The 26,446-nt window shown below is 54.8% G+C and carries 30 protein-coding genes and 1 riboswitch; of the genes, 2 read left to right on the top strand and 28 right to left on the bottom strand.

All coding sequences use genetic code 11. From position 1 onward, the window contains the following. Positions 1 to 20 precede the first annotated feature (20 nt). The 15 genes from sucD to smc form a co-directional block, all read right to left on the bottom strand. Complete coding sequence (gene sucD / locus KNP67_RS02430; RefSeq protein WP_021067108.1) at positions 21 to 938, bottom strand: succinate--CoA ligase subunit alpha; 918 nt, start codon at positions 936 to 938, stop codon at positions 21 to 23. A gap of 12 nt (positions 939 to 950) precedes the next feature. Continuing rightward, positions 951 to 2,111 (bottom strand): ADP-forming succinate--CoA ligase subunit beta, encoded by a 1,161-nt coding sequence (sucC, locus tag KNP67_RS02425; RefSeq protein WP_029595707.1) that lies wholly within the window; start codon positions 2,109 to 2,111, stop codon positions 951 to 953. Positions 2,112 to 2,222: 111 nt separating this feature from the next. Beyond that, on the bottom strand, positions 2,223 to 2,492 hold the full coding sequence (locus KNP67_RS02420; RefSeq protein WP_021067106.1) for an EscU/YscU/HrcU family type III secretion system export apparatus switch protein: 270 nt from the start codon (positions 2,490 to 2,492) through the stop codon (positions 2,223 to 2,225). Continuing rightward, the gene (locus KNP67_RS02415) at positions 2,489 to 3,334 is read right to left on the bottom strand and encodes a hypothetical protein (RefSeq protein ID WP_214713795.1); all 846 of its coding nucleotides are present in this window, start codon (positions 3,332 to 3,334) and stop codon (positions 2,489 to 2,491) included. Before KNP67_RS02415 ends, KNP67_RS02420 begins: the two co-directional genes overlap by 4 nt. An 11-nt stretch (positions 3,335 to 3,345) precedes the next feature. After that, complete coding sequence (locus KNP67_RS02410; protein WP_214755795.1) at positions 3,346 to 4,098, bottom strand: ribonuclease HII; 753 nt, start codon at positions 4,096 to 4,098, stop codon at positions 3,346 to 3,348. A 41-nt stretch (positions 4,099 to 4,139) separates the two neighbouring features. Then, on the bottom strand, positions 4,140 to 5,000 hold the full coding sequence (gene ylqF / locus KNP67_RS02405) for a ribosome biogenesis GTPase YlqF (protein ID WP_021067103.1): 861 nt from the start codon (positions 4,998 to 5,000) through the stop codon (positions 4,140 to 4,142). Between the two features lie 12 nt (positions 5,001 to 5,012). Further along, positions 5,013 to 5,555: a signal peptidase I gene (gene lepB, locus KNP67_RS02400; RefSeq protein ID WP_021067102.1), complete on the bottom strand. Its 543-nt coding sequence runs from the start codon at positions 5,553 to 5,555 to the stop codon at positions 5,013 to 5,015. Between the two features lie 82 nt (positions 5,556 to 5,637). Next, positions 5,638 to 5,991, bottom strand: a complete 354-nt coding sequence (rplS, locus tag KNP67_RS02395; protein WP_021067101.1) for a 50S ribosomal protein L19 — start codon at positions 5,989 to 5,991, stop codon at positions 5,638 to 5,640. A 113-nt stretch (positions 5,992 to 6,104) separates the two neighbouring features. Beyond that, positions 6,105 to 6,821 (bottom strand): tRNA (guanosine(37)-N1)-methyltransferase TrmD, encoded by a 717-nt coding sequence (gene trmD, locus KNP67_RS02390; protein WP_214755793.1) that lies wholly within the window; start codon positions 6,819 to 6,821, stop codon positions 6,105 to 6,107. After that, the gene (gene rimM / locus KNP67_RS02385) at positions 6,811 to 7,326 is read right to left on the bottom strand and encodes a ribosome maturation factor RimM (RefSeq protein ID WP_214755792.1); all 516 of its coding nucleotides are present in this window, start codon (positions 7,324 to 7,326) and stop codon (positions 6,811 to 6,813) included. The genes trmD and rimM overlap by 11 nt, the downstream gene beginning before the upstream one ends. Positions 7,327 to 7,379: 53 nt before the next feature. Next, positions 7,380 to 7,655, bottom strand: coding sequence for a 30S ribosomal protein S16 (gene rpsP / locus KNP67_RS02380; protein WP_021067098.1), 276 nt, complete (start codon positions 7,653 to 7,655; stop codon positions 7,380 to 7,382). An 81-nt stretch (positions 7,656 to 7,736) separates the two neighbouring features. Further along, entirely contained in the window at positions 7,737 to 9,077 is a 1,341-nt protein-coding gene (gene ffh / locus KNP67_RS02375; protein WP_021067097.1) for a signal recognition particle protein, read from the bottom strand. An 11-nt stretch (positions 9,078 to 9,088) separates the two neighbouring features. Beyond that, a complete protein-coding gene (locus KNP67_RS02370; protein ID WP_021067096.1) occupies positions 9,089 to 9,412 on the bottom strand; it encodes a putative DNA-binding protein in 324 nt (107 codons plus the stop codon). A gap of 96 nt (positions 9,413 to 9,508) precedes the next feature. After that, entirely contained in the window at positions 9,509 to 10,510 is a 1,002-nt protein-coding gene (gene ftsY / locus KNP67_RS02365) for a signal recognition particle-docking protein FtsY (RefSeq protein ID WP_021067095.1), read from the bottom strand. Further along, positions 10,507 to 14,064, bottom strand: a complete 3,558-nt coding sequence (smc, locus tag KNP67_RS02360; RefSeq protein ID WP_214755789.1) for a chromosome segregation protein SMC — start codon at positions 14,062 to 14,064, stop codon at positions 10,507 to 10,509. The genes ftsY and smc overlap by 4 nt, the downstream gene beginning before the upstream one ends. A 115-nt stretch (positions 14,065 to 14,179) precedes the next feature. Between smc and KNP67_RS02355 the strand changes: the two genes are divergently transcribed. After that, positions 14,180 to 14,374, top strand: a complete 195-nt coding sequence (locus KNP67_RS02355) for a DUF1128 family protein (protein WP_021067093.1) — start codon at positions 14,180 to 14,182, stop codon at positions 14,372 to 14,374. Between the two features lie 51 nt (positions 14,375 to 14,425). Here KNP67_RS02355 and rnc read toward each other — a convergent pair whose 3' ends face one another. The 11 genes from rnc to KNP67_RS02300 form a co-directional block, all read right to left on the bottom strand. Continuing rightward, positions 14,426 to 15,205, bottom strand: coding sequence for a ribonuclease III (gene rnc / locus KNP67_RS02350; RefSeq protein WP_021067092.1), 780 nt, complete (start codon positions 15,203 to 15,205; stop codon positions 14,426 to 14,428). Between the two features lie 58 nt (positions 15,206 to 15,263). Beyond that, positions 15,264 to 15,503, bottom strand: a complete 240-nt coding sequence (acpP, locus tag KNP67_RS02345; protein ID WP_021067091.1) for an acyl carrier protein — start codon at positions 15,501 to 15,503, stop codon at positions 15,264 to 15,266. 59 nt (positions 15,504 to 15,562) lie between these two features. Further along, positions 15,563 to 16,303: a 3-oxoacyl-[acyl-carrier-protein] reductase gene (fabG, locus tag KNP67_RS02340; protein ID WP_021067090.1), complete on the bottom strand. Its 741-nt coding sequence runs from the start codon at positions 16,301 to 16,303 to the stop codon at positions 15,563 to 15,565. Beyond that, positions 16,296 to 17,216, bottom strand: coding sequence for an ACP S-malonyltransferase (gene fabD / locus KNP67_RS02335; protein ID WP_029595712.1), 921 nt, complete (start codon positions 17,214 to 17,216; stop codon positions 16,296 to 16,298). Before fabD ends, fabG begins: the two co-directional genes overlap by 8 nt. A gap of 18 nt (positions 17,217 to 17,234) precedes the next feature. Further along, positions 17,235 to 18,224, bottom strand: coding sequence for a phosphate acyltransferase PlsX (plsX, locus tag KNP67_RS02330; protein WP_021067088.1), 990 nt, complete (start codon positions 18,222 to 18,224; stop codon positions 17,235 to 17,237). Continuing rightward, positions 18,221 to 18,790 carry a transcription factor FapR gene (fapR, locus tag KNP67_RS02325; RefSeq protein ID WP_021067087.1) on the bottom strand — a complete coding sequence of 190 codons (570 nt, stop codon included), beginning with the start codon at positions 18,788 to 18,790 and terminating at the stop codon, positions 18,221 to 18,223. The genes plsX and fapR overlap by 4 nt, the downstream gene beginning before the upstream one ends. 92 nt (positions 18,791 to 18,882) lie before the next feature. Further along, entirely contained in the window at positions 18,883 to 20,913 is a 2,031-nt protein-coding gene (gene recG, locus KNP67_RS02320) for an ATP-dependent DNA helicase RecG (RefSeq protein WP_214755787.1), read from the bottom strand. After that, positions 20,900 to 21,787 carry an L-serine ammonia-lyase, iron-sulfur-dependent, subunit alpha gene (gene sdaAA, locus KNP67_RS02315; RefSeq protein ID WP_021067085.1) on the bottom strand — a complete coding sequence of 296 codons (888 nt, stop codon included), beginning with the start codon at positions 21,785 to 21,787 and terminating at the stop codon, positions 20,900 to 20,902. Before sdaAA ends, recG begins: the two co-directional genes overlap by 14 nt. A gap of 12 nt (positions 21,788 to 21,799) precedes the next feature. Further along, positions 21,800 to 22,462, bottom strand: coding sequence for an L-serine ammonia-lyase, iron-sulfur-dependent subunit beta (sdaAB, locus tag KNP67_RS02310; RefSeq protein ID WP_021067084.1), 663 nt, complete (start codon positions 22,460 to 22,462; stop codon positions 21,800 to 21,802). 63 nt (positions 22,463 to 22,525) lie between these two features. Then, positions 22,526 to 24,217 (bottom strand): DAK2 domain-containing protein, encoded by a 1,692-nt coding sequence (locus tag KNP67_RS02305; RefSeq protein WP_029595714.1) that lies wholly within the window; start codon positions 24,215 to 24,217, stop codon positions 22,526 to 22,528. A 22-nt stretch (positions 24,218 to 24,239) separates the two neighbouring features. Further along, the gene (locus tag KNP67_RS02300; RefSeq protein WP_016509701.1) at positions 24,240 to 24,602 is read right to left on the bottom strand and encodes an Asp23/Gls24 family envelope stress response protein; all 363 of its coding nucleotides are present in this window, start codon (positions 24,600 to 24,602) and stop codon (positions 24,240 to 24,242) included. 253 nt (positions 24,603 to 24,855) lie between these two features. On the opposite strand from KNP67_RS02300, the gene rpmB reads away from it, so the two are divergent. Then, the gene (gene rpmB / locus KNP67_RS02295; protein ID WP_015881349.1) at positions 24,856 to 25,044 is read left to right on the top strand and encodes a 50S ribosomal protein L28; all 189 of its coding nucleotides are present in this window, start codon (positions 24,856 to 24,858) and stop codon (positions 25,042 to 25,044) included. 58 nt (positions 25,045 to 25,102) lie between these two features. On the opposite strand, the gene KNP67_RS02290 is transcribed toward rpmB, so the two are convergent. Further along, positions 25,103 to 25,690 carry a thiamine diphosphokinase gene (locus KNP67_RS02290; RefSeq protein WP_029595715.1) on the bottom strand — a complete coding sequence of 196 codons (588 nt, stop codon included), beginning with the start codon at positions 25,688 to 25,690 and terminating at the stop codon, positions 25,103 to 25,105. Beyond that, on the bottom strand, positions 25,690 to 26,262 hold the full coding sequence (gene thiT, locus KNP67_RS02285; RefSeq protein WP_021067081.1) for an energy-coupled thiamine transporter ThiT: 573 nt from the start codon (positions 26,260 to 26,262) through the stop codon (positions 25,690 to 25,692). The genes KNP67_RS02290 and thiT overlap by 1 nt, the downstream gene beginning before the upstream one ends. A 76-nt stretch (positions 26,263 to 26,338) precedes the next feature. After that, positions 26,339 to 26,439, bottom strand: a riboswitch (TPP riboswitch). Positions 26,440 to 26,446: the final 7 nt, after the last annotated feature.

Raw genomic sequence — 26,446 nt, 5'->3', positions numbered from 1 at the left:
CATCCCTCATTCCGAATGGTTTACGTTGTCGGTTGACCCGTCACGCAAGCTTCATACAAACCTTGTTGTTTCAACACCCGGATGAGCGTCTCTCCGATGACGGCAGGCGTCTCGGCGACTTCAATCCCGTTGGCGTTCAACGTCTTAATTTTCTCAGCAGCTGTACCTTTTCCGCCTGAGATGATGGCGCCGGCATGGCCCATCCGCTTGCCTTCAGGGGCTGTTTGTCCACCGATGAAACCGATGACCGGTTTCGTCATGTTCGCTTTCACCCATTCAGCAGCTTCTTCTTCAGCCGTTCCACCGATTTCACCGATCATGATGACCGCTTTCGTGTCCTCGTCTTCATTGAACGCTTGGAGCGTGTCGATGAAGTTCGTTCCGTTGACCGGGTCTCCACCAATCCCGACAGCTGTCGATTGTCCGATTCCGGCAGTCGTCAACTGATGGACCGCTTCGTATGTGAGCGTCCCTGAGCGCGAGACGATGCCGACGTGCCCTTTCGTGTGGATATAGCCTGGCATGATGCCAAGTTTCGCTTCCCCTGGCGTGATGATCCCCGGGCAGTTCGGTCCGATGAGACGGGCCGGTTTGTCCTCGAGGTAACGCTTCACTTGAATCATGTCGATGACCGGGATACCTTCTGTGATACAGATGATCAACTCGATGCCGCTATCGGCCGCTTCCATAATCGAATCGGCTGCGAACGCAGGTGGCACGTAGATGATTGACGCGTTCGCGCCAGTCGCTTCGACTGCCTCGGATACGGTGTTGAAGACCGGTACGCCGTCAAGGACGGTCGTGCCACCTTTACCAGGTGTCACCCCTCCGACCAATTTCGTGTTATATGCCAGCATCTGTTCGCCGTGGAACAGACCTTGTTTCCCCGTGATCCCTTGAATGATCACTTTTGTATCTTGATTCGCCCAAATACTCATGTCGTTTCCCCCTTATCGAACGAGTGCCGCGATTTTTTCTGCACCGTCAGCCATCGAGCTCGCCGAAGTGATCGCAAGTCCAGATTCATCGAGAATGCGTCGTCCCGCATCCACGTTCGTGCCTTCTAACCGGACGACGAGTGGCAAATCGAGACCGATTTCTTTCGTCGCCGCGACGATACCTTCAGCAATGATGTCACACTTCATGATGCCACCAAAGATGTTAACGAAGATTCCTTTGACTTGGTCGTCTGACAAAATCAATTTGAACGCTTCCGTTACTTTTTCTTTCGTTGCACCGCCGCCTACATCAAGGAAGTTAGCGGGTTCGGCGCCGTAATGCTTGATGATATCCATCGTCGCCATCGCCAAGCCAGCCCCGTTAACGAGGCAACCGATGTTGCCGTCGAGCGCGATATAGCTAAGATCGTGTTTTGACGCCTCGACTTCACGCGGATCTTCTTCTGTCGTGTCGCGAAGGTCGACGATGTCTTTATGACGATAAAGCGCGTTGCTGTCGAAGTTGAGCTTCGCATCGAGTGCGATGACGTTGCCGTCTTTCGTCGTGACGAGCGGGTTGATTTCCGCGATCGTGCAATCTGTCTCGACGTACACTTTATACAATTTCATGACCATGTCGCTGAATTTGTTGACGAGTTTGGTCGGCACTTCCATCTTGAACGCGAGACGGCGTGCTTGGAACGAACGGAGTCCGACGACTGGGTCGACGACTTCTTTATGAATCTTTTCAGGTGTATGTTCAGCGACTTCCTCGATGTCCATACCGCCTTCTGATGAACCCATGATGACAATTCGGCCGATCGAACGGTCAAGCACAAGTCCTAAGTAAAATTCTTGGTCAATGGCAGAGCCTTCTTCAATGTAAAGGCGTTGCACGACTTTTCCTTCTGGTCCAGTCTGATGCGTGACGAGCGTCTTGCCGAGAATCTCTGACGCGTACTGTTTGACTTCTTCATCTGACTTCGCAAGTTTGACACCGCCGGCTTTACCGCGGCCTCCTGCGTGAATCTGAGCTTTGACAACTTTTAGTTCACCGTCTAGCTTGGCGGCGGCTGAGACTGCTTCTTCAACCGTGAACGCTGGATAGCCCGTAGGTACGGCCACTCCAAACGCCCGAAGCAATTCTTTCGCCTGATACTCATGGATATTCATTTCGTTTCCCCCTTAGTCCCCTTTAATATCGGCACGTCTATTGTAACGAAAAACTGAAAGCGCTGTCTATCGTTCTTGCTTTAAGTTTTCATCTTTTTTTCACATCTACCCCTAGACATCCTCGATTTTTCCTTGTTCCATCTGATAAAGAAACACGAAAAGCTCGGCGATGACCTGGTACAGGTCGTCTGGAATCTGCTCTTCAATCTGTAGCGCGGACAAGAGTGACAGTAAGGCCGGGTCCTCATGAATCGGCACACCGTTCGCTTGCGCGAGCGCGAGCATGCGCTCGGCGACGAGTCCGCCCCCTTTGGCGACGACGCGCGGTGACTCCATCGATTGCTCATAGGACAAGGCGATGGCTTGTTTGCGATCGGTCATACGCGTTGGTCCACCTTTCCGAGTGGGGCGAACGTGTCCGGCACCGTTTCACGCTTTGCTTCGAACGAGAAGCGGGACAGCTCATAGCCGCTCGCTTCGAGTGCCCGACCGAGCAACGGCTCGTAGGCGTTGACGAACGGACTCAAGTCATGTTGCTCGTTGAACACTTTAACCGACACGTGCCGCTTCTGGACGAGCAAATCGATGCCCGTCTCTCCATACTTCGGGGTCTCGAGGAATAGAACGATACGGGCGTGGTCGGAGTCGATGACCTCGCCTTTCGGCGCCTCGAGACGGAACCGCACTTGTTCAAACGGCCCTAAATGCGGTATGTGAAATGCTTGAACGACGAACGGCGGGGTCTGCACGGCGTTGAACGTCTCCTGGGCCCGGACGAACTGTTCGAACTTCGGGTCGCCTTTCGCTTTGAACAGCTCGCCAACGAGTTGCTTCACGTCAGCACCGGCCCCGCTCTCGAGCAGCTGCCGGCCTTGCGCCTGGAGCGGCTCGGGCGTAGCGAGTGGTTGGCGAGCCAGGCGCCCGAGCTCGCTGCCGAGCTGGGCGAGCGGTGACCGTTGGGCCTGCTGCGCCTCGATTTGTTGCGGCACGACCTTCAAGACGAGTTTCGGTTCGAGCTCGGTGACGACCATCTTGTACGTCACGTTCTCTTTGACGTCGGCGTTCACCCCGACCCGGAACATGCCTTGCGGCAGCTGCATGACCGCCTCGCCTCCCGGCAACAGTTGGAGCACCCGGCCGACGACCGTATTGCCGACGAGCAGTTGCCGTGAATTTTGTTCGGTGACCTTGAACGGCAGGACGCCTTGGTGATCGATGCGCATCGTTTCCCCTCCTACATCTGTTTAATCGGTGCGAACGACTTCCGGTGAATCGGTGTGATGCCGTGTTCCGCGAGGCCGGTCAAATGGTCTTTCGTGCCATAACCCGCATTCCGTTCGAACCCGTACCCGGGATAGAGAATAGCGTAATCCTCCATCATGTTGTCGCGCACGACTTTGGCGACGACGCTCGCCGCCGCAATCGAGACACTCCGGGCATCCCCTTTGATGAGCGACTGCTGCGGGATGTCGAGATCGAGGCGCATCGCGTCAATCAACAGCGCATCGACCGTTCCGAGCTGCCGGACCGCTTCCACCATCGCCAGTTTCGTCGCCTCATAAATATTGACCTGGTCGATCACGTCAGCGTCGACGATGCCGACACCGACCGATGCCTCGTCCATGAGGATGCGGTATGCCAGTTCCCGCGCCCGTTTCGACATCTTTTTCGAATCGTTCAGGCCGGGATGATAAAACCCTTCGGGCAAGATGACAGCCGCCGCGACGACTGGTCCCGCGAGCGGCCCTCGACCGACCTCGTCGACGCCGCCGATGAGACGGAACCCTTGGGCCTTCCAATCGTCTTCGAACGCCTTACGGGCCGTATAGTCGGCACGGAGGGCATGTTCTTGTGCGAACTGTCGCTCCCGTTGCCGGATGAGCGTCTGGACACCCGTCCGCGGGTCGTCTTTCAACTCGGCCCGTACCTGCTCCCACTCTTCATATCGGACCGTCTGTAGCCGTTGTTTAATCGCTTGAATCGTCATTCCGTTCCTCCTATTCAAAAAAGCCCTGTTTGCACAGGACTTCACGCCATGTCATGGTCGGCCGGCGTCTCGAGGGAGACGCGTCCGATTTTCTCATGACGCAGTTCGTTCAATAGTAATTCGCTCGCTTTCTCGAAATCGACGTAACCGCCGCTGACGAGTCCACGTTTCTTCCCGATCAATTCGAGCAGTTCGACGGCATCTTCCGGCAGTTGATCGATTTTGAATCGCTCTTTCAACTGGTCCGGATAGCGGGCCGACAGTTCGCGGGCCGTATAGAGCGCGATATCATCAAGGTTCAAGATATCATCCTTGATGGCACCGGTCGCCGCCAAGCGATAGCCGACCATCTGGTCCTCGAACTTCGGCCAAAGAATCCCTGGCGTATCGAGCAATTCCATCTCGCCGCCTTTCATCTTGATCCATTGCTGACGCTTCGTGACACCCGGACGGTCGCCGGTGACAGCGATGTTACGTCCGGCGAGACGGTTGATGAGCGTCGACTTGCCGACGTTCGGGATGCCGATGATGAGCGCGCGGATCGGGCCGGGGTTCCGGCCTTTCTCACGCATGCGGTCATGCTTCTCTTGCATGAGCTTCTCGGCGCCCGACATGAGCTGTTTCAAGCCTTTGCTATGTTTCGCGTCGACGGCGACGACCTCGATGTCATCGCGCTTCAAGGCGCGGAGCCAGGCGTCAGTGACGACCGGATCGGCCATATCGGCTTTATTCAAGACGATGAGACGCGGTTTGCCTTCCGTGATCTCATCGACCATCGGGTTACGGCTCGATTGTGGAACACGTGCATCGACGAGTTCGATGACGACATCGATGAGCTTTAACTTTTCTGTTACTTGTCTTCGTGCCTTGGCCATGTGGCCAGGGAACCATTGAATTGCCAAACAAACACCACCTTATTCTTGTACGGTCCCGAAATCACCGAGCGGCCAGAACACGAAGTTCGTTTTGCCGACGACGTCCTCTTTCGGGACAAAGCCGATTTCACGGCTGTCTTTCGAGTTTTGACGATTGTCACCCATGACGAAGTACGAGCCTTCAGGGACGACCGTCTCGCCCGTCACTTGTTCGAGCGTAAAGTTTTCGGTAAGAGGAAAGCCGTTCATCTGTGCCTGGAAATCCTCTAAATACGGTTCTTCGACCGCCTCATCATTCAAATAAAGCGTGTCGTCCCGATATTCGAGCGTGTCGCCAGGAATGGCGATGACGCGTTTGATATAGTCTTTCGATTCTGTCGCGTGGAAGACGATAATATCGCCTCGGTCGAGCTCACCGACGTAGTTCGAGATTTTGCTGACGATCATGCGATCGGCATTTTGGAGCGTCGGCATCATCGACTCTCCTTCGACGATGACAGGTACAAAGATGAACGTCCGGATCACGAACGCGATGACGAGCGCAACGACGATCGCCTTAAGCCAACTGAACACTTCTTTCAACTTGCCTCACTCCTCTGTCCGTTTGAACTTATTGTACTAGAAAAAAAGAAGCTTGTCGCAAGCGACAAGCTTAATCCCCATCTTAACGACGGATTTCTTTAATACGTGCTGCTTTACCGCGAAGGTTGCGGAGGTAGTAGAGTTTCGCACGACGGACTTTACCGTAACGAACGACTTCGATTTGCGCGACACGTGGTGAGTGAAGCGGGAATGCACGCTCAACACCTACGCCGTAAGAAATCTTACGAACTGTGAATGTTTCGCCGATGCCGCCACCCTTACGCTTGATGACTACGCCTTCGAAGATCTGGATACGCTCGCGCGTTCCCTCTACGACTTTAACGTGGACACGTACTGTGTCACCAGGACGGAAAGCAGGTACGTCTGATTTGAATTGTTCTTCTGTGATTTCACGGAACAGTTTTTGTGTGTTCATGAATAGTTCTCCTTTTTCTTCAATGTTCATATCTTCATCTGCCCAAGCATCCAACAGCGGAACATCGGTAATTGGTGGGGTTAACCCACATGCTCAAACATAGCACAATTCGGTCAATCGCGCAACGATTCAATGAATTTTTTATCTGCCTTCGACAGTTCGATGCGCTCGAGCAGGTCCGGTCGCCGGCGATACGTGCGCAGGAGCGACTGCTCTCGGCGCCACGCTTCGATTTTGGCGTGATTGCCCGACAAGAGGACGTCAGGCACCTTCAGATCACGGAACTCCGCTGGGCGTGTATAGTGCGGATATTCGAGTAGCCCTGTCGAGAACGAGTCATCTTCATGGCTCGCCTGATCGCCGAGTACTTCCGGGATGAGACGGACCGTCGCATCGATCATGACCATCGCGGCGAGCTCACCGCCGGTCATGACGAAGTCACCGATTGACACTTCGTCCGTCGCGAGCTCATCATGAATCCGTTGGTCGAACCCTTCATAATGGCCGCATAAAAAGATCAAGTGTTCCTCGGACGCCCATGCTTCCGCCATCTGTTGGTCGAAACGGCGTCCGGTCGGCGTCGTGACGATGACGCGGGGACGCTTCTTGTCGATGGCGTCGAAGGCGTCAAAGATCGGCTGCGGGGTGAGCAACATGCCCGCCCCGCCTCCGTACGGGTAGTCGTCGACCTTATGGTGTTTGTTCGTCGAGAAGTCACGGAAGTTCGTGAACGCCATCTCGACTTGTCCGAGGGCACGGGCCCGTCCGACGATTGAATGATCGAGCGGGGCGAACATCTCGGGGAATAACGTTAAAACATCAATCTTCATCGTCAATCATTCCCGGAATCGGGGTGATGACGACACGTTTCGCCTCGACATCGATGTCGCTCACGACCGATTCGATGTACGGGATGAGGGCGTCCGACTTGCCAGGGCGTTTGATGACCCAGACGTCGTTGGCACCAGTCTCGAAGATATCGTCGACGACACCGATGACCTCACCGTCGACGACGGCCTCGCAACCGATAATCTCATGATAGTAAAACTCATGCTCCGGTAACTCGTGAACGTGCTCGACGTGAACGTATAGTTTCATCCCTTTATACTTCTCGACGAGATTGATATTCTCAAGCCCTTTGAACGTCACGAGATGGAACTGCTTATGCGGACGATACGTCGTCACCTCGAACGGGAGCTTCTTGCCATCGACGTCCAAATAGAGCGTCTCGCCTTTCTTGAAGCGTTCGGCCGGGAAATCGGTCGCGGCGAGCAACTTCAGTTCCCCTTTCAAGCCGTGGGTATTGGCGATCTTACCTACGTGTAACCATTCCATTGTTATGCCTCCTCAAAAAAATGGGCCGACCTCATAAAAGGTCGGCCACATCCTTACTTCGCGTTTTTCGCGTTGTGGAATTTCTCCATGATCCCTGCTTTAGAGAACAAGTTACGTACTGTGTCAGATGGCTTCGCGCCGTCTGCCAACCATTTGAGAGCGAGTTCTTCGTTGATGCGAACTTCTGCTTCTGGTTTTGCAACCGGGTTGTAGTGACCGAGTTGCTCGATGAAACGGCCATCACGTGGTGAACGTGAATCAGCTACAACGATCCGGTAGAAAGGTGATTTGTTTGCGCCCATGCGCTTGAGACGAATTTTAACTGCCATGGTAATATACCTCCATCATGTGTTTAAGAATTGACAACTTTAATAGTATACTGTTTTTTTGCCCGACTGACAAAAGTTTTCTTAGAAGAACGGAAGGCCGAGACCTTTTTTCTTCCCTTTCATTTGTCCTGACATCTGCTTCATGAGCTTCTTCATGTCATCGAACTGTTTGATGAGACGGTTCACTTCCTGGATGGAACGACCGCTCCCTTTTGCGATTCGCTTGCGACGACTCGCGTTGAGCACTTCAGGATTGGAGCGCTCATGCTTTGTCATCGAGCGAATGATCGCCTCGACATGATCGAGTTGCTTCTCGTCGATTTGGACGTTCTTCAACCCTTTCATCTTACCTGCACCAGGTAACATCGAGAGCAATTCATCAATTGGGCCCATGTTTTTCACTTGACCCAACTGCTCGATAAAATCATCGAACGTGAACGATGCATCGCGAATTTTGCTTTCAAGCTCCTTCGCAGCATCTTGGTCCATCTGTGACTCGGCTTTTTCAATGAGTGTGAGCACGTCCCCCATCCCAAGAATCCGTGACGCCATGCGTTCCGGGTGGAATGGTTCGAGGGCATCCAACTTTTCACCGAGACCGACGAACTTAATCGGCGCTCCCGTGACTGCCTTGATTGAAAGGGCTGCCCCACCACGTGTATCACCGTCGAGCTTTGTGAGCACGACGCCGGTGATTCCGAGTTTCTCATTGAAGCTGTCGGCCACATTGACCGCATCTTGACCCGTCATCGCATCGACGACGAGGAAGATTTCATTTGGTTTGGCAATCGTCTTCACGTTTTCGAGTTCGCCCATGAGCGTCTCGTCGATGTGAAGGCGACCGGCCGTATCGATCAACACGAAATCGTGATGATTGGTTTTGGCGTACTCGAGCGCTTTTGTGACGATTTCTTCCGGCTTCACTTGGTCGCCAAGTGAGAACACCGGTAAATCGAGTTGCTTGCCGAGTGTCTCGAGCTGTTTGATGGCCGCGGGCCGATAAATATCCGCCGCGACGAGAAGTGGACTCCGGTTATGCTTTTTGCGAATCAAGTTCGCGAGCTTTCCGGTCGTCGTCGTTTTCCCCGCACCTTGTAACCCGACCATCATGACGACTGTCGGTGGTTTTGGGTTAAATGTGATCGGGACGACGTCGCTCCCCATCAAAGTCGTTAGCTCTTCATGAACGATTTTGACAACTTGTTGGCCCGGTGTCAACGATTTCATGACGTCTTGGCCGATGGCCCGTTCTTTCACGTCGTTGACGAACTGTTTGACCACTTTGAAGTTGACATCGGCTTCAAGGAGAGCGAGACGAACTTCTCTCATCATCTCTTTGACATCTGCTTCGGAAATTTTACCTTTCCCCCGCATTTTCGCCAGTGTCGATTGCAACCGTTCGGATAATCCTTCAAATGCCATGCTTCAGCCCCCTACTCTAAATTCTCAAGCGCCGAAATCGTTTCCGTCGCGTCGGGCGAATGCTCGACTTGACGTTTGAGCGTCTGAAGCAGTTGTTGCCGCTGTTCGAACTTCTCGAACAAGGCCAACTTTTCCTCATACTGCTCAAGCATCGCTTCGGTACGCTTTATGTTATCGTAGACCGCTTGACGGCTGACTTCAAACTCTTCCGCAATCTCTCCGAGCGAGTAGTCATCTAGGTAATAAAGAGACATATAGTTGCGCTGTTTCGGTGTGAGTAGTGCTTGATAAAAATCGAACAAGTAGTTCATTCGATTCGTCTTTTCGAGCGACATGACCTCCACCTCCACATGTTAAGTGAAATCCCTTTACAACTACCAATAGTACAGCCGTCCCTAGCTCTTGTCAAGTTTTTTTCTTAACAGAGAAACTTAGGCGAGGTCATCGTTTGTCTGTTGTTTTTCTTCGAAGATGTCCCCGAATAATCCGTATACGAACTGTTCCGGGTCGAACGCTTGTAAATCATCGATTTTCTCGCCGAGCCCGACGTATTTGACCGGAATATCGAGCTCGTTTCGAATCGCGAGCACGATACCGCCTTTGGCCGTGCCATCGAGCTTCGTCAAGACGATGCCGCTCACGTTCGTCGCTTGTTTGAACGCTTTCGCCTGGACCATCGCGTTCTGCCCTGTCGTCGCGTCAAGCGCGAGCAACACTTCATGCGGTCCGTTCGGCACTTCACGCTCGATGACCCGCTTCACTTTTTCAAGCTCGTTCATCAAGTTGACCTTGTTTTGCAAACGTCCGGCCGTGTCACAAATCAAGACGTCGACACCGCGTGATTTCGCTGCCTGGACGGCGTCGAACACGACCGCGGCCGGATCCGAACCTTCGGCTTGACGGATGACCGGGACTCCGACGCGTTCGCCCCATACTTGGAGCTGGTCGATGGCACCTGCCCGGAACGTGTCGCCCGCCGCAAGCATGACCGAACGGCCTTCCGACTTCAATTGATGGGCGAGCTTGCCGATCGTCGTCGTCTTGCCGACGCCGTTGACGCCGACGAACAAGATGACCGTCAATCCGTCTTGCATGTTCAACTCACGGTCCGACTCGTCCTCTTGGAGTCGCTTCGCCACGACTTCGACGAGCGCATCGCGGACAGCGACCGGATCTTTCAAGTTGCGGCGCTTCACTTCTTCTTTCAAATCTTCGACGAGGTCCATCGTCGTCGTCACCCCGACGTCCGCCTGGATGAGCAGATCCTCGAGTTCATCGAAGAAATCCTCATCGACTTCGCGGAACCGATAGACGAGATCGTTGACGGCATTCGCGAACCCGTCGCGGGTCTTTGTCAATCCATCGGTAAACTTTTGTGACGCTTCTTGCGTCGAGGTCGTCAATTTATCTTTTAGCTTCTTAAAAAAACTCAACTTAATTCCTCCATCTCTTCTTCCGTCTCAACGACGCGCTTCGCTTCAGATAGTTCGACCGAAAGCACCTCGGAGACCCCGTTTTGTTGCATCGTCACGCCGTAGAGCGTATCCGCCGCCTCCATCGTCCCTTTCCGGTGCGTGATGATGACGAACTGCGTATCAATCGACAGCGTCCGGATATACTCCCCGAACCGATGGACGTTCGCCTCATCGAGCGCTGCCTCGACTTCATCGAGCACACAGAACGGCACCGGACGCGTCTTCAAAATCGCGAATAAGAGCGCGATCGCCGTCAAGGCCCGTTCTCCCCCCGAGAGCAGACTGAGCGTCTGCAGTTTCTTACCGGGTGGTTTGGCGACGATATCGATGCCCGTATTGAGCAAGTCGGATTCATCGACCAATTTCAAATCGGCCTCGCCGCCACCGAACAGTTCCTGGAACGTCTGTTTGAAGTGACCGCGGACGAGCGTATACGTCTCTTTGAACAATCGTGTCACTTCGCGGTCCATCTCGTTGATGATGTCGTACAAATCCTCTTTGGCGCTGACGAGGTCGTCCCGCTGTTCAGACAAGAACATGAACCGCTCATTGACGAGGTCGAACTCCTCAATCGCATTCAAATTGACCGGACCAATCTCCTCAATTTGGCGGACGAGCAGTTTGAACTCCTCTTTCGCCTCATCGAGCGGGATCGTGAGCGTCGGCAGCAAATCGAAGACGAGTCCACGTTCATCGAGCGCATCGAGTTTCCACTTCCGTTTCAACTCCAGTTCGTTCACGTCGGTCTCGAGTTTACGGACGTCCGCATCGAGTCGACGGCGCACGTCCGTCGCCTGTTGTTCGCGCTGCCTTAGAATCCGATATGATTCTTCTTCGGCATGGAGCTGGTTCAACTGTTGCGTCAGGCGCGCTTTGAGCGCATCCATCTGTTTGACCGCCTCGACATGTTCGAGCTCGAGTTCGGCTGAAGAGACGACCCGGCCGCTCGCCACATGTTCGAGCTCACGTTCGATTTGATGAAGGCGTGCCGTCTGTTTGGCGACCTCGGCCTCGAGTCGTTCGACTTCCGAGCGGACCCGGTCGAGGTCGAGCGTGTGCCGTTGGCGATCGAGTTCGTTTTGACGGATGGCTTCTTGCAGTTGCCCCGTCGTCGCGGCACCTTTCGCCTGCTCACCGCGGAGCACCTCGAGCTCGGTCCGAATCGAGGCTTGCAACGCATCGGTCGCCTCGAGCTCTTGTGCGAGCCGCGTCAATTCGTTCGTCGCGGCTTCAATCGTATGGGCATAGCGGGCCATTTCATGGTCGAACAGTTCAAGTTGCGCCTTGGCGTCTTGTGACACCCTCTCCAAGCTTCGGTACGCCTGTTCCGTCGACCGGAGCGTCTCTTCGGCCTCGCGTTTCTTGAGCCTGATTGACTGGAGCGACTCCCGCAACCGGGACATCTCATCGGTATACGTCGTCACGCGCAACTGTTGCTCATGGAGCATGGCCAGCCCTTGCGTCAATCCGTGCTTCAAGTCATCGAGTTCACGCGATTGCGTGAACAAGGCGACGCCTTGCTTCCGGCTACCCCCGGTCATCGAACCGCCGACGTTGACGATGTCCCCGTCGAGCGTGACGATGCGATAGCGATACCCGGTCGTCTGGGCGATCCGGTTGGCGACTTCGAGTGAGCTGGCGACGATGACGGCACCGAGAAGGGACCGTTTCAATTTGTCGTAGGCCGGGTCCGTCTCGACGAGGTCGGCGGCGATGCCGACGAATCCGTCGAGCGATTCGAGCCGGTGCGCGACTTCACTCGGGACGTAACGTTCCTTCACGCTCGTCATCGGCACAAACGTGGCCCGTCCAGCATTCGCCTTCCGTAGCCGGTCGATTTCTCGGCGACCGACCACATCCGTCTCGACGACAATATGTTGTTGCGTCTGACCGAGCGCCGTCTCGATGGCGGCCTCGTAGGACGGGAGAACGCGAATCAATTCCGCGACCGCACCGAGCACGCCCGGCCCCCGTTCTTTCAACACGAATTTAACGGCATGGAAATAGCCTTCATATGACTGCTTCATCCGCTCGAGCAATTCGATGCGGTCCTCGGTCTTCTGACGCCGGCGGTCGAGGTCGTGGTACGACTGCTCGGCCCGGGCCAGCTTGTCCCGCAGTGTCGTCTCTTGTTCGGTCAAATCGGCTTCTTGCGCGAGCAGCGTTTCCCACGTCGTACGCGCTTCGTCAAGACGAGCCTGCTCGGCCTCGAGCGAAGCCGTCTGTTCGGTCCGCACATCGAGGCGATCCTTGTTCTCACGCAGGAGGCGGGCTTTCGCTTCCTCGGCTTGTTCGATATCCCGGCGTTCCCGCTTCTGTTGATTGCTGAGCGTGGCGCGAGTCGTCGCCAGTTCGAACGCCTCACCTTGGAGCTGTTCGATTTCCGCGTTAAAATCGCGTGTCGCTGCCGTCAATTGTGTGTCGAGTTTGACGCGTGCCGATTCGACGGTATGTAACGCCTCGGTTTGAGACGCCAAATCCGCCTCGGCCACGTGCAATTTCTGCGTCAACTGTTCGGCCTCTTCGGCCAACTCGACCCGCTGGCGCTCGAGACGTTCTTTCGTTTCCGCCCCGTGCTCTTCCCGGGCTTTCGCGAGCTTGATTTCGCCGGTCAATCGTTCCAGTTCGGTCGCCTGCGTCCGTTCGTCCTGGTGGAGCGTATCGAGCGTTTCCCGATCGACGGCGAGTGTCGCCTCGAGCTCCGTCCGTTCCGCCACAATCGCGTTCAACGCGCCGTCTTGCTCGGCGAGATGGGCGGACGCCGTCCCGAGTTGTTCGTTCGTACGGGTGATTCCTGTTCCGAGTTCCGTAATCTCGGCACCGAGAATACCTGTCTCGAGCTCATCGTGCCGAGCTTTTGCAACTTGATACTCACGGGCGAGCGCGGCTTGTTCACGGAGCGGTTCGACCCGGTCGGCGAGTTCATACAAGATATCGTCGACGCGGGACAAGTTCAATTCAGTGTCCTGCAGTTTCCGTTCCGCTTGTTTTTTACGCTGGCGGTATTTCAAGACACCGGCCGCTTCTTCGATGACGGCCCGGCGGTCTTCCGGTTTCCCGGAGATGACCTGCTCGACCCGGCCTTGGCCGATGATGGCAAACGCATCACGCGACAGACCCGTATCCATGAACAGGTCAATCACATCTTTGAGACGGCACGGCTTCTTGTTCATAAAGTAGTCGCTGTCGCCGCTCCGCGTGACGCGGCGCGTGACGCTCACTTCTTCATACGGCAGCCGCAAATGGGCGTCCGTATTGTCCAACACGAGCGTCACTTCGGCGACGTTACGATGGTTCTCCCCTTCACTGCCGGCAAAGATAACATCTTCCATTTTCGCTCCGCGGAGCGATTTGGCCGACTGCTCACCGAGTACCCAGCGAACAGCGTCCGATATATTTGATTTTCCGCTCCCGTTCGGTCCAACCACGGCTGTGACGCCGGGACGAAAATCCAGTTCAATCCGCTTGGCAAACGATTTAAAGCCAGCGAGTTCGATTCGTTTTAAGTGCATCGTGACCATCCTATCCTCAGTAAGCATTCATTTGTTTATTTTACCACAGTTGCCAGTTCGTCAAAATGCTAGAATCATGCTATTCTAAAAAGAACTGTAGAAAGGGGTACGACCGATGACTAACGAACAAATGATTGAGGAAATTCTCGACAAAATGAACATCATCAACCGCGGCGCTATCAAAGCGGAAGAATATAACCGTGCCGACGCCTCGGCCGTCAAAGAGATTTACGACTACGTGATGAATCGTTCATCGTTGTCGATTTCTGAAGTGGATGGAATCGTCGAAGAACTCGGGCAATTGACGTAACTAGATGATACAAAAAGGAGTGGACCCGTTGAGAGGTCCACTCCTTTTGTATTAGAGGCCGGCGTATTGCCGATTGAATTCGATTAACGCTTCTTTCGCCGCAAGCTGCTCGGCTTCTTTCTTCGATCGGCCGATGCCTTCCCCGACGATGTCGTCAGACAGACGGGCGTGGGCGACGAACTCCCGGCTATGGGCCGGCCCGCGCTCTTCGATAATCGTGTACGAGACGGGCCCGAGCCCTTCGCGTTGCACGCTCTCTTGGAGCTGGCTCTTATAATCAGTCTGTTCTTCAAACACACCGGCTAAGACTTTCGGAAAAACCGCTTCGGCGAGGAACTGTTCGACTGGTTCAATCCCTTGGTCCAGATAGAGCGCACCGATGTAGGATTCGAACACATCGGCGAGTAACGCCGGACGCTTGCGACCGCCGGTCAACTCTTCGCCTTTCCCAAGCAAGATAAAATCAGAGAAAGCATAGGCTTCCGCGAAGTTGACGAGTGACGGCTCACAGACGATGGCCGCCCGCAACTTCGTTAATTCCCCCTCGGAGCGCTCCGGATACGTCTCATACAAAAACCGAGACACCGTCAACTCGAGCACCGCGTCGCCTAGAAACTCTAAGCGCTCATTGTCTTTTTTCAGACCGCGTTGTTCGTTGACGTATGAGGAGTGGGTGAACGCTTGCATCAATAAATCTTGATTCGTGAATCGAACAGATAGCCGTTCTTCAAGTGTCTTGAACTGCTCGAGAATCCGAGACCGTTCGAGCTCATTTCGTCGGCGTCGTTGCGCCGACCCTTGACGGTCAAACCGTCGCTTGTCCTTTGTCATAATTCCCTCCGTGAATAAGCACAAGCCCACCGCTCATGACGAGCGGTGGGAGGCTTGATTACAATTTAGTTTCGATGTAAGCGACAACGTCGCCGACAGTTGCAAGTTTCTCTGCATCTTCATCTTCGATTGTGATATCGAATTTGTCTTCAAGGTCCATGACCATTTCCATAACTTCGAGCGAATCCGCACCGAGGTCGTCTTTGAATGATTTGTCGGCTGTGATCTCAGATACATCTTTCCCGAGTTTCTCTGCCACTGCTGCTTGTACGTCTACTAAGATTTGTTCTGTTGTCATGATAAAATCCCTCCAAATTAAAGTATATAAAATGTGATTCGATTGGTAAAGTTCTGATTTTAAGCCATCGTCATCCCGCCGTCAACGGCGATCGTCTGACCCGTCACGTAAGCCGCTTGGTGTGAAGCGAGGAATGAGACGACGTTCGCCACGTCTTCGACTTGGCCGAAGCGGTTGAACGGGATTTGTCCGAGCGTCGCCTCACGCTGGGCGTCGGTCAAGGCATCGGTCATATCCGTCTGGATAAATCCAGGACAGACGGCGTTCACCGTGACATGGCGTCCGGCGAGTTCACGCGCGACTGATTTGGTCAGGCCGATCAGCCCGGCTTTCGCCGCCGCATAGTTGGCCTGTCCGGCGTTGCCCGTGATACCAACGACCGAGGCGATATTGATGATGCGGCCCGACTTCGATTTCAAGAGCGTCCGCGTCGCGGCTTGCGACGTCAAGAACGCACCTTTCAAGTTCGTCGACAAGACATCGTCAAAGTCAGCCTCTTTCATGCGCATGAGTAGACCGTCACGCGTGATGCCCGCATTGTTGACGAGGCAATCGATGCGGCCGAACGTGTCGACCGTCGTCTTGATGAGCGCCTTCACGTCATCCGCGTTTGAGACGTCCGCTTTGACGGCGATGGCCTCGCCCCCGTTCGCTTCAATCTCACTGACGACAGCCTTTGCTTTCTCAACACTACCCGAGTAATTCACGACGACCCGAAAGCCGTCTTCCCCTAAACGCTTCGCGATGGCGGCCCCGATCCCCCGGGACGCGCCTGTCACGATTGCTACTTGGTCATGCACGTACTTCTCCTCCTAACGCGGCCACCTCTTCGAGCGTCGTCGCCTGTTTGATCGTCACGTTCGCGTCGATTCGCTTGATGAGACCCGACAATGGCGACGTCGGACCGAATTCGATGAACGTGTCGACGCCAGCGTCGATCGCTTTGCGGACACACGCCTCGAATCGGACCGATGCGTACAGTTGCTCGGTGAGGAGTGCTTTCAATTTCTCCGGGTCGGTGTGGACCTCGGCATCGACGTTCGAGATAACCCCGATCGCCGCCGGTTTGAACGGTGACGAAGCGAGCACGTCTTTGAACCGCGTCGCGGCTGGCATCATGTACGAGCTGTGGAACGCACCAGAGACGTTGAGCGGTAAGACGCGTTTCGCGCCGGCCTGTTTCAAGTCCGTCTCGGCTTGTTTGACCGCGTCGACGTGTCCCGAGATGACGAACTGACCCGGACAGTTGTAGTTGGCGATTTGTACAAGGTTCCCGCTAGCACTGATTTTCTCCGTCACATGGAACGCCTCGTCGACATCGGTCATCCCGATGACGGCTGCCATCGCCCCATCCTTCACTTCTGACATGAGCTTACCGCGTTCGTGGACGAGCACGCTCGCCTCTTCCAAATCGATGACGCCGGCGATGACGAGTGCCGCATATTCTCCGACGCTGTGACCGATCACCATGTCTGGCGCGGCCCCTGTTTTGGCGTGAGCTTGTGCGAGTGATGCCGCATGCGCCACGATGGCCGGTTGGGCCAGTTCTGTCCGTTGAAGCTCTTCTTTTGATCCTGCCGCCATGGCGTCGAGTAAATCAAATCCGAGGCGACGGCCGATCGCGTGCAGTTGCTCAGGATTGTCGAGGAACGTTTGGCCCATGCCGACGGCTTGTGACCCTTGTCCTGGAAATACCCATGCTGTTTTCCCCATGTACTCACCTTCTTTGAATTAGTTTGTGGCTTTGGCTTGCTTGATCTTCGCGACGACGTCGTGATCGACCATGATTTTCGCCTGTTTGAGCGCGCTCATGATGGCGAGCGCATCGCTCGAACCGTGCGCTTTAATGACCGGGGCGTTGATGCCGAATAACCCGGCTCCACCGTGTTCCCGATAATCTAATGTTTGTTTCAATCGTTTCAACTTCGGTTTTAAGACGAGAGCGGCGAGCTTCGAGACGAAATCGCTCGTGAACTGCTCTTTCATCATCTTCATGAGCATCGATGACGAACCTTCGACACCTTTGAGCAAAATGTTTCCGGCGAACCCTTCGGTGACGATGACGTCCACGTCACCGGACATCGCCTCACGTGCTTCCACGTTGCCGACAAAGTGGACCGGTGCTTGTTCAAGGAGGGGGTACGCCTCTTTCGTGAGGGCGTTTCCTTTCCCAGCCTCGGTCCCGATGTTCAGTAGCGCGACGCGCGGGCGCTTGACGCCGCGGACGTGCTCAGCGTAGAGCGAGCCCATGATCGCATAGTCGACCAAGTGCTCAGGCTTAGCGTCCGGGTTGGCCCCGACGTCTAAAATGACGACACCGCTACCCGTATATGTAGGGAACGTAGGTGACAACGCGGGACGCTCGATGCCGGGAATCCGTCCGATGACGAATAGTGACGCCGCCATGAGGGCGCCGGTATTCCCAGCCGAGACGAGGGCGTCGGCCTCTCCGTCTTTGACGAGTTTGGCCGCCACGACGAGCGAGCTGTCCTTTTTACGGCGGACGGCCCGGACCGGCTCATCGTCTCCGGTGATGACTTCACTTGCCGGAACGATTTTGATTCGCGGGTCGGTCAACCCATAAGAGGCGAGTTTGACCTCATCTCCGACTAAAAACAGTTCCATCTGCTCATTCGGGAACGCGTCGGCAAACTGTTTGACGCCTTCCACGATCGCTTTCGGGGCATGATCCCCGCCCATTGCATCGATTGCTAATTTCATGCCTGTTCCTCCTCACCGCGACGATAGATCGTGAAGTCTCCGCTAAAGACACACTCTTCGCCGACATAACTATCCACTGTGACGTCCGTTCTTCCGTCCCGACGTAGTTTGATCACACGAGCCTTGGCAACGACTCGCTCTCCAAGATGGACCTGGCGACTAAACCGGATGTCCGCTTTAGTGGTCAACGCCAATTCATCATTGATGAGCGCCACCGCTAACGAGTTGGCCTGGGCGAACAATACGTGTCCCCGGGCGATCTCGTTGCGGCTAAAGACGTGTTCTCTCTCAATGTCGAGAACCGAGATGGCCGATTCATCGAGCTTCAAGTCAATCATATCACCGATGACCTCGCTCATGGCGAGCGACTTCACTTCATCGAGGTGTTCTGAGGCAACGTGCTTGATCCGTTCTCTCACTTCCGGAATCTTTAACTCCATCCGATCGAGTCGAATCGTTTGAATACTGACTGCAAACTGTTTCGACAGCTCTTCGTCTTTGATGAACGGGTTGCGATCAATCGTTTCTTGCAATAAGCGTTGCCGCTCTTTCTTAGGTACCCGCATTCAGTTCCCTCCTAAACTCTATGCTAAAGAACTTAATACCTGGTACTAATAGCAGTATATATTCTTTAGATTTTATTTTCAAGTGTTGTTTGTCATTCCAATCGTTCTCCGACGAGTAAGTCGAGTCGTTTCAAATAGTGTCGGAGCGGGGCATACGTCGCCTCGTTCCAAAACGCCTCGCTCCCGAGCAGCCGGACGGCGTCTTGCATCGCCACTTCCATCACTTTTAAATCGAGTACTGGATCAGCGACGCGGAAGCTTGGCAGACCGCTCTGGGCCGTCCCAAAGAAGTCACCGGCCCCGCGGAGTTCCAAGTCTTTCTCGGCGAGCACGAATCCGTCATTCGTCTCGGTCATCGTCTTTAAACGAAGTTTCCCGACGTCGGACTTTGGATCCCCTACCAATATACAATAAGATTGATCGGCGCCTCGACCGACACGCCCACGCAGCTGGTGCAGTTGCGCCAAGCCGAATCGTTCGGCGTCGTGGATGATGATGAGCGAGGCGTTCGGCACGTTCACCCCGACCTCGACGACCGTCGTCGAGACGAGGATTTGGAGGGCGTTGCTAGCGAAAGCCTTCATGACCTCGTCTTTCTCGGTGCTCGACAGTTTACCGTGCATGAGACCGACCGCATAATTCGGGAAGCGCTCCCGTAACATGTCGTAGAGCGCGGTCGCGCTCTCGACTTCGAGCGTGTCCGATTCCTCGATGAGCGGCGCGATGACGTACGCTTGACGTCCGAGGGCGAGCTCACGGTTCACCATCGCATGGACCCGGTCAATTTGATCGGTCTTGGCCCAATACGTCTCAATCGGCTTCCGCCCGGCCGGCAACTCATCAATCGTCGAGACGTCCATTTCCCCGAAAGCGCTGATGGCGAGCGTCCGTGGAATCGGCGTCGCTGTCATATAGAGCACGTCGGCGAGTTCCGCCTTGTCACGGAGCATTTTCCGCTGTTCGACCCCGAACCGGTGTTGCTCATCGGTGATGGCCAGATGCAGACGCGAAAACTCGACCGGCCCTTGAATCAAGGCGTGCGTCCCGACGATGATATCGACGTCGCCGTCTTTAATCGCCTGGAGCAATTCGTTCCTAGCCTTGCCTTTGACCGAACTCGTCAGTAGCCCGACGCGCATCCCGTAAGGTTCGAACAGCGCCTGCAACGAGGCGAGATGCTGTTCGGCCAAAATCTCCGTCGGGACCATGAGCGCCCCTTGATAGCCGGCGCACACCGTCGCATACAAGGCGATCGCGGCAACGACTGTCTTTCCGCTCCCGACATCCCCTTGTAACAACCGATTCATCCGTTCTGGCTTTTCTAAGTCGCCGACAATCTCCCGGATGACACGTGTCTGTGCCCCTGTCAACGGGAACGCGAGCTGTTTGACGAACTCGTTCAACCGCTGCTTGTCGAGCGTGAGCGCGCGCCCTTTCCCCGCCCGCTCCATCTTACGGAACGCCTGGAGTTTCAATTGATAGAGCAGACACTCTTCATAGACGTAACTTCGGCGTGCCTGTTTATACGTCTCGACCGAATCAGGGAAATGCATCCCTTTCAACATCGTCTCCCGGTCCTCGAGACGATAACGTTGCCGAATCGATTCGGGCAGGCGATTCTCGAACGAGGTCGTCTGTTCGAATGCGAGTTTGACGATGCGTCCGAAATTCTTTTGGGTCAGTCCGGCCCGGAGCGAATAAATCGGTTGCAACCCATCCGAGAGCTCACCGAACTCGAGGTCGGTCGCACTGATCGTCATCCGGTTCATATCCCATTTCCCTTTGACCGTCACCGTGGCGCCGAGCGCGAGCTTGTCTTTATAAAAGGCCCGGTTGAACATCGTCACGTGGACGACGTAGCGCTCCTCGAGCAACAAGCGGAATTGGAGACGGTTCTTGCCTTTACTGTAATAGCGTACGAGCGGTGCCGCCTGGACGGTGCCGCTCCATTTGACGAGGTCGCCGTGAATGGCCGTCGTCACCGTGCCGCTATTATAATTTTCATAACGAAACGGGACGTGCTCCAGCACGTCCTCGATTCGTTCGAGACCCATCGTCTCTAATTTTTTGGCCATTTCTGGCCCGACCCCTTTCAGCGTCGTCAACGCCTCACTTCTGGACATTTTCTTTCTCTCCAAAGATGTTTCGTTCGAGACGGCGTGCCGTCGGCGTATTGGCGAGACCACCACGCGCTGTCTCTTTCAACGCGGTCGGCATCATCTGGCCAATCTCATGCATCGCGGAAATGACCTCGTCGCAAGGGATCCGTGACGTGATCCCGGCGAGTGCCATATCGGCCGCAACGATGGCGTTCGCCCCGCCCATGGCGTTCCGTTTGACGCACGGCACCTCGACGAGCCCCGCAACCGGGTCACAGACGAGACCGAGCATGTTTTTCAGTGCGATTGCAAACGCCGTCGCCGATTGTTCCGGCGTCCCGCCGGCCGCTTCGACGATGGCCGCGGCGGCCATCCCGGTCGCTGAGCCGACTTCCGCCTGACAACCACCAGCCGCTCCTGAAATCGAGGCGTTGTTTGCGACGACAAAGCCGAACGCTCCTGACGTGAACAAGTAGCGGACCATCGCGTCACGGTCCATCTCCAGACGTTCTTTGACCGCAAACAACGTACCCGGTACGACGCCGGCGCTTCCGGCGGTCGGGGTCGCGCAGATGCGTCCCATCGCCGCGTTAACTTCATTCGTGCCGATCGCTTTTGCGACCGCATCTAAAATCAAGTCTCCGGCGAGCGATTTGCCGGAACGGATATAGTCGGTCATGAGCACGGCATCGTTCCCCGTGAGACCCGTCACGGACGTCACGCCTTCGAGTGCCCGGGCGACCGCTTCTTCCATCACTTCTAGATTGCGCTCCATCATGCCGACGACTTCTTCCCGCGTCGAGCGTCTGACGTGCACTTCTTGCTCGATCATCACTTCTGAAATCGGAATGCCTCGCTCTGTTGCCGTTCTGACTAATTCTTCTACTGATTTAAACATATTGGTTTCTCCTTATTCCCCAAAGATGGCTACCCGCTCGATTTGAGGTAACCGTTCAATTTCCGCTAACACGTCTTTTGACAGATGTTCATCAATCTCAATCGCCATAAGCGCTTGCTTGCCTTTCTCGTGACGACTCACTTCCATATGCCCAATATTCAACTCATGCCGGGCCAAGATGCCGGTCACGGCCGCGATCGCCCCGAAGCGATCATGGTGCAACACGACGAGTGCCGGACCACCGCCTGACAGTTTGAGCGGGAATCCGTTCAACTCGGTAATCTCGATCGTCCCGCCGCCGATTGAAATCCCGACGATTTCGAACGTTCCATCCTCGTCCTCGAGGTGGACCCGGGCCGTGTTCGGATGGTCTGTCAACGCATCGCTCGTCTCAAAGACGACCTCGATGCCGCGCTCTTTGGCGATATCGAGTGCTTGCGGGATGCGCAAATCGAACGTATCGAAGCCCATGATGCCGCCGACGATGGCGACATCGGTACCGTGCCCCCGATACGTATCGGCGAACGACCCATAAAACGTGATGTGCGCGAGCCGTGGCGTACGCCCGAACAACTTCCCAGCCATGAGGCCGATGCGTGCGGCTCCGGCCGTATGCGAACTCGAAGGACCGACCATGACCGGACCGATGATATCAAACACACTGCGATATTTCATCGCATTTCCCCCTTTCAAAAAAACCCTACCTTCATTATACAGAAGGTAGGGCTGAGTTACAGCTTATTCCACACTAAAAATGTAGGAGTAGAGCGGTTGTTTCCCGTCATGAACCTCGATTTCAATCTCGTCGTTCTTCGACTCGATATACGCCGAGAGTGCTGCGACGTCTTCCGCTGACGAACCTTCGCCCGTCAAAATCGTGATGATTTCGTCATCGGCATCCACGAGCGCGTCGACAAGCGCTTTCGCCGCTTCGAGGCTCGAAGCCGATGAGGCGACGATTTTCTTCTCGGCAATCGCCATGTGGTCGTCTTTACGAATCTCGACACCGTCGATGCTCGTATCACGAACCGCATACGTCACTTGACCAGACTTGACGGCGCTTGCCGCAGCCTTCATGACGCTCTCGTTCGTTTCCACATCCGCTTCCGGATTGAAGGCGATCGCTGCCGCGAGTCCTTGTGGCACCGTCTTCGTCGGAATGACCGAGACGCCGCAAGGTGCGACCGAGGCCGCTTGTTCAGCAGCCATGATGATGTTCGAGTTGTTCGGGAAGATGAAGACGTGATCCGCGTTGGCCGCTTCAATCGCCTTGACGATATCTTCCGTCGATGGGTTCATCGTCTGACCGCCCTCGATGACGTGGGCCGCCCCGAGTGAACGGAACAATTCGCTGACACCTTCGCCCATCGCGACCGTAACGATCGCGAACGGCGCTTTCGCCTTCGGAGCCGTCGGAGCAGCCGTTTGAACGCCGTGCTGGTTGGCGCCATGCTCTTCTTCTAAGATGGTCGAGTGCTGTTGACGCATGTTCTCGATTTTGACAGCGACGAGTTCCCCGTAACGCTGTCCTTTCGTGATGACGTCACCTGGCGTCTCGACGTGAACGTGAACTTTGAGCAACTCTTCGTCTGCGACGACGAGGAGCGAGTCACCGAGTTCAGACAATTCATTGCGGAACGCGTCCTCGTTGAACGGCGCGTCCTTCAATTTCTCGTCTTGGAACCGGACCATGATTTCCGTGCAATAGCCGAACTCGATGTCTTCCGTCGACATGAATCCTTGTGCAGCGTGGGCATGATGTTCAGCTTCAATGAGCGCATCCATGACCGGTGCATGTGGTTTCTCAAGTTCTTTGCCTTCGAGGCTAGCGAGGAACCCTTCATAAATGACGAGCAAGCCTTGGCCGCCTGAATCGACGACGCCGACTTCTTTTAAGACCGGCAATAAGTCCGGTGTCCGTTCGAGTGAAGCTTTCGCTTCGACAATCACGAGTTCCATGAACTCGTTGAAGTCGCTCGTCGACTCTGAAGCACGGAGCGCTTCGTCGGCCGCTTCACGAGCAACCGTCAAAATCGTTCCTTCAACCGGTTTCATAACCGCCTTGTATGCCGTATCGACGCCACGTTTCAACGCTTCGGCGAAATCGACTGTCGACACTTCTGTCTTGCCTTCGATTGCTTTACCGAAACCACGGAACAACTGGCTCAAAATAACGCCCGAGTTCCCACGTGCCCCCATCAAGAGACCGCGTGCAAACTTCGATGAGACGTCAGCGATATTCGCCGAGTTGAGTGCGGCCACTTCTTTCGCACCCGATGTCATCGTCAAATTCATGTTCGTCCCCGTGTCGCCGTCCGGCACCGGGAAGACGTTAAGCGAATCTACATAATCCGCATTCTGGCTCAAGTTGGCTGCACCGTTCGCGACCATGTTCGCGAACACCAATCCATCTAAACGTTTTAAACCCACACCAAATCCTCCTTCGTTCTCGTCAGTCATTCGTCAGACGAACGCCTTGTACGAATATGTTTACCGACGAAACGTTTAATCCTAAAGTTTCACCGAGCGTGTATTTTACACGGCTTTGCACGTTGTATGCGACTTCCGACACTTTCGTCCCGTAGCTTACAATGATGTGCATGTCGATATGTACGTCTTCTCCATCTTGACGTACGACCACGCCTCGGGCGTAGTTTTCACGTTTCAATAGTTCTGCGATCCCGTCTTTCAATTGAGCTTGAGACGCCATTCCCACAACGCCGAAACATTCCATCGCCGCACCGCCTGCGAGTGTCGCGACCACGTCGTTCGTGATGTCAATATTGCCATATGTTGTCTTCATTTCAATTGCCATATGGAGTAGCCTCCTTTATTCGGAATGATTCCTTCACTACATTCTACAATAAGTACCTAGTTATTAAAAGAACCTGCTCCATAAACTCGGTCAATTGTAGCCGTAACCCTCATTCATTATTAAAATCCTTTCCAGTAATGTCAAGTTTTTTTCTTGTCATCCTATGATTTTCTAGTTGCATCGTGAAAAAACCCGTGCTAATATAAACGAGTGTCTATTAGGACGAACCCACATAAAAAAGGAGGGGAAACGCATGGCACGTAAATGCTACGTAACAGGTAAATCACCTAAATCAGGTAACAACCGTTCGCACGCACTCAACAAGACAAAACGCACTTGGGGTGTAAACGTACAAAAAGTTCGTATTCTCGTTGACGGTAAACCTAAACGAGTTTGGGTTTCAGCTCGCGCTCTTAAATCAGGTCTCGTTGAACGCGTATAATTTTTATACACGAACGAAATAAATCCCAGCGGCATTCGCCGATGGGATTTTTTTGTGTTCATTTTTTGATAGACAGCACGAGCACCATACCGTCGTGCACGATCAAGTCCGCCGCTTCATCGTCCCATTCGTTCGAGATGGTGAGCGCCTCATGGCTGACGACATCGTGACGGTCGAGCGGATATTTGACGCCGCGGATGGTCACGTTCGCCTGCTTCCATGGGATGAGCGACAAATAGTGACCGTCTTGACGCGGGAGTTCATAGCGTCCCGACCCGACGAGTCGTACCGTCTGCCCTGCCGTGACGAGACGCATCTCAGGATACGCCTCGAGCAGACCGATATTGCTGAGCGTCATATCGAGCCGGCCGCCGAGCGCACCGTAGACGAGCATTTCCGTCGCGCCATGCCCCCGTGCCGCCTCGAGAGCGATCTCGAGGTCGGTCACATCTTTCTCAGATGGATAACGGACGGCGTCGATCGGCACTTCGCCCGTGAAGGAGTCGAAATCGCCGACGACGAGATCTGGGTTCAGCCCGTGGTTCAACAGTGTCTCGTACCCCCCATCGACGCCGATGATGTAATCGACGTCACGCGGGAGTCCCGAGATTGGTTCCGGGCTGGCCGCCACAATCAACACCCGCATTAGCGGACGTCCCGGGTCGCGAGCGTCGCGAAGCGCGGTGCCGAGACGAACAAGAGGACGAGGACGACGGCCGACACGAGGAAGGACGGGAGCATGTACGTCATGTTATAGGCGAACGAGTAGGCGACGACCGGACCTTCCGCGTATTCGGCGAAGAAGACGATCCCCGACAAGACGTGGGCCCCGTAACGAAGCAGTGAACCGAGGAGCGCGCCGAGCACCAAATAAACGACGAGCGTCTTTTTCGCCTCATCCTTGGCGGCTCGTTTCACTTGACCAGCGAACAGCCCCGCCATCCCGACGACACCGTAAGCGAACGTGTAGTCGAGCAGGAACTGGACCGGCGTGAAGATATAGGCCCCGAACAGCAGTTGCAGCGTTCCGACAAGTGCACCGGTCGCAAGTCCGCCTTTCAAACCGTGACGATACGCCATGACGAAAATCGGCAACATCGCCAAGCTGATTGACCCGCCTTGCGGCATCCGGAACGGGATGAGCAAATCAAAAATCAAACCGAGTGCGGCGAACAATGAGATTTCAATGAGCGCCTGTAATTTTAAACGTTGTTTCATCTATTTCCCTCCTTAAAATATGAGCGAACGACAAAAAGCAGCATGACGTAAACGCCATGCTGCTATCGAGTAGCAACGTGCATTTTCGCCACATCCCTACGTCCGTGTGAACGGAACAGGTTCAAAGGGTTAGCGTATGCCTCTCAGCCACAGAATGTGACACCCCTTGCGACAATATTTGTTG

The organism is Exiguobacterium sp. s157, from assembly GCF_018618205.1.
Taxonomy (GTDB): domain Bacteria; phylum Bacillota; class Bacilli; order Exiguobacteriales; family Exiguobacteriaceae; genus Exiguobacterium; species Exiguobacterium chiriqhucha.
The sequence above is the reverse complement of the archived record's forward strand: the minus strand, read 5'-3'. Positions and strand labels throughout refer to the sequence as shown.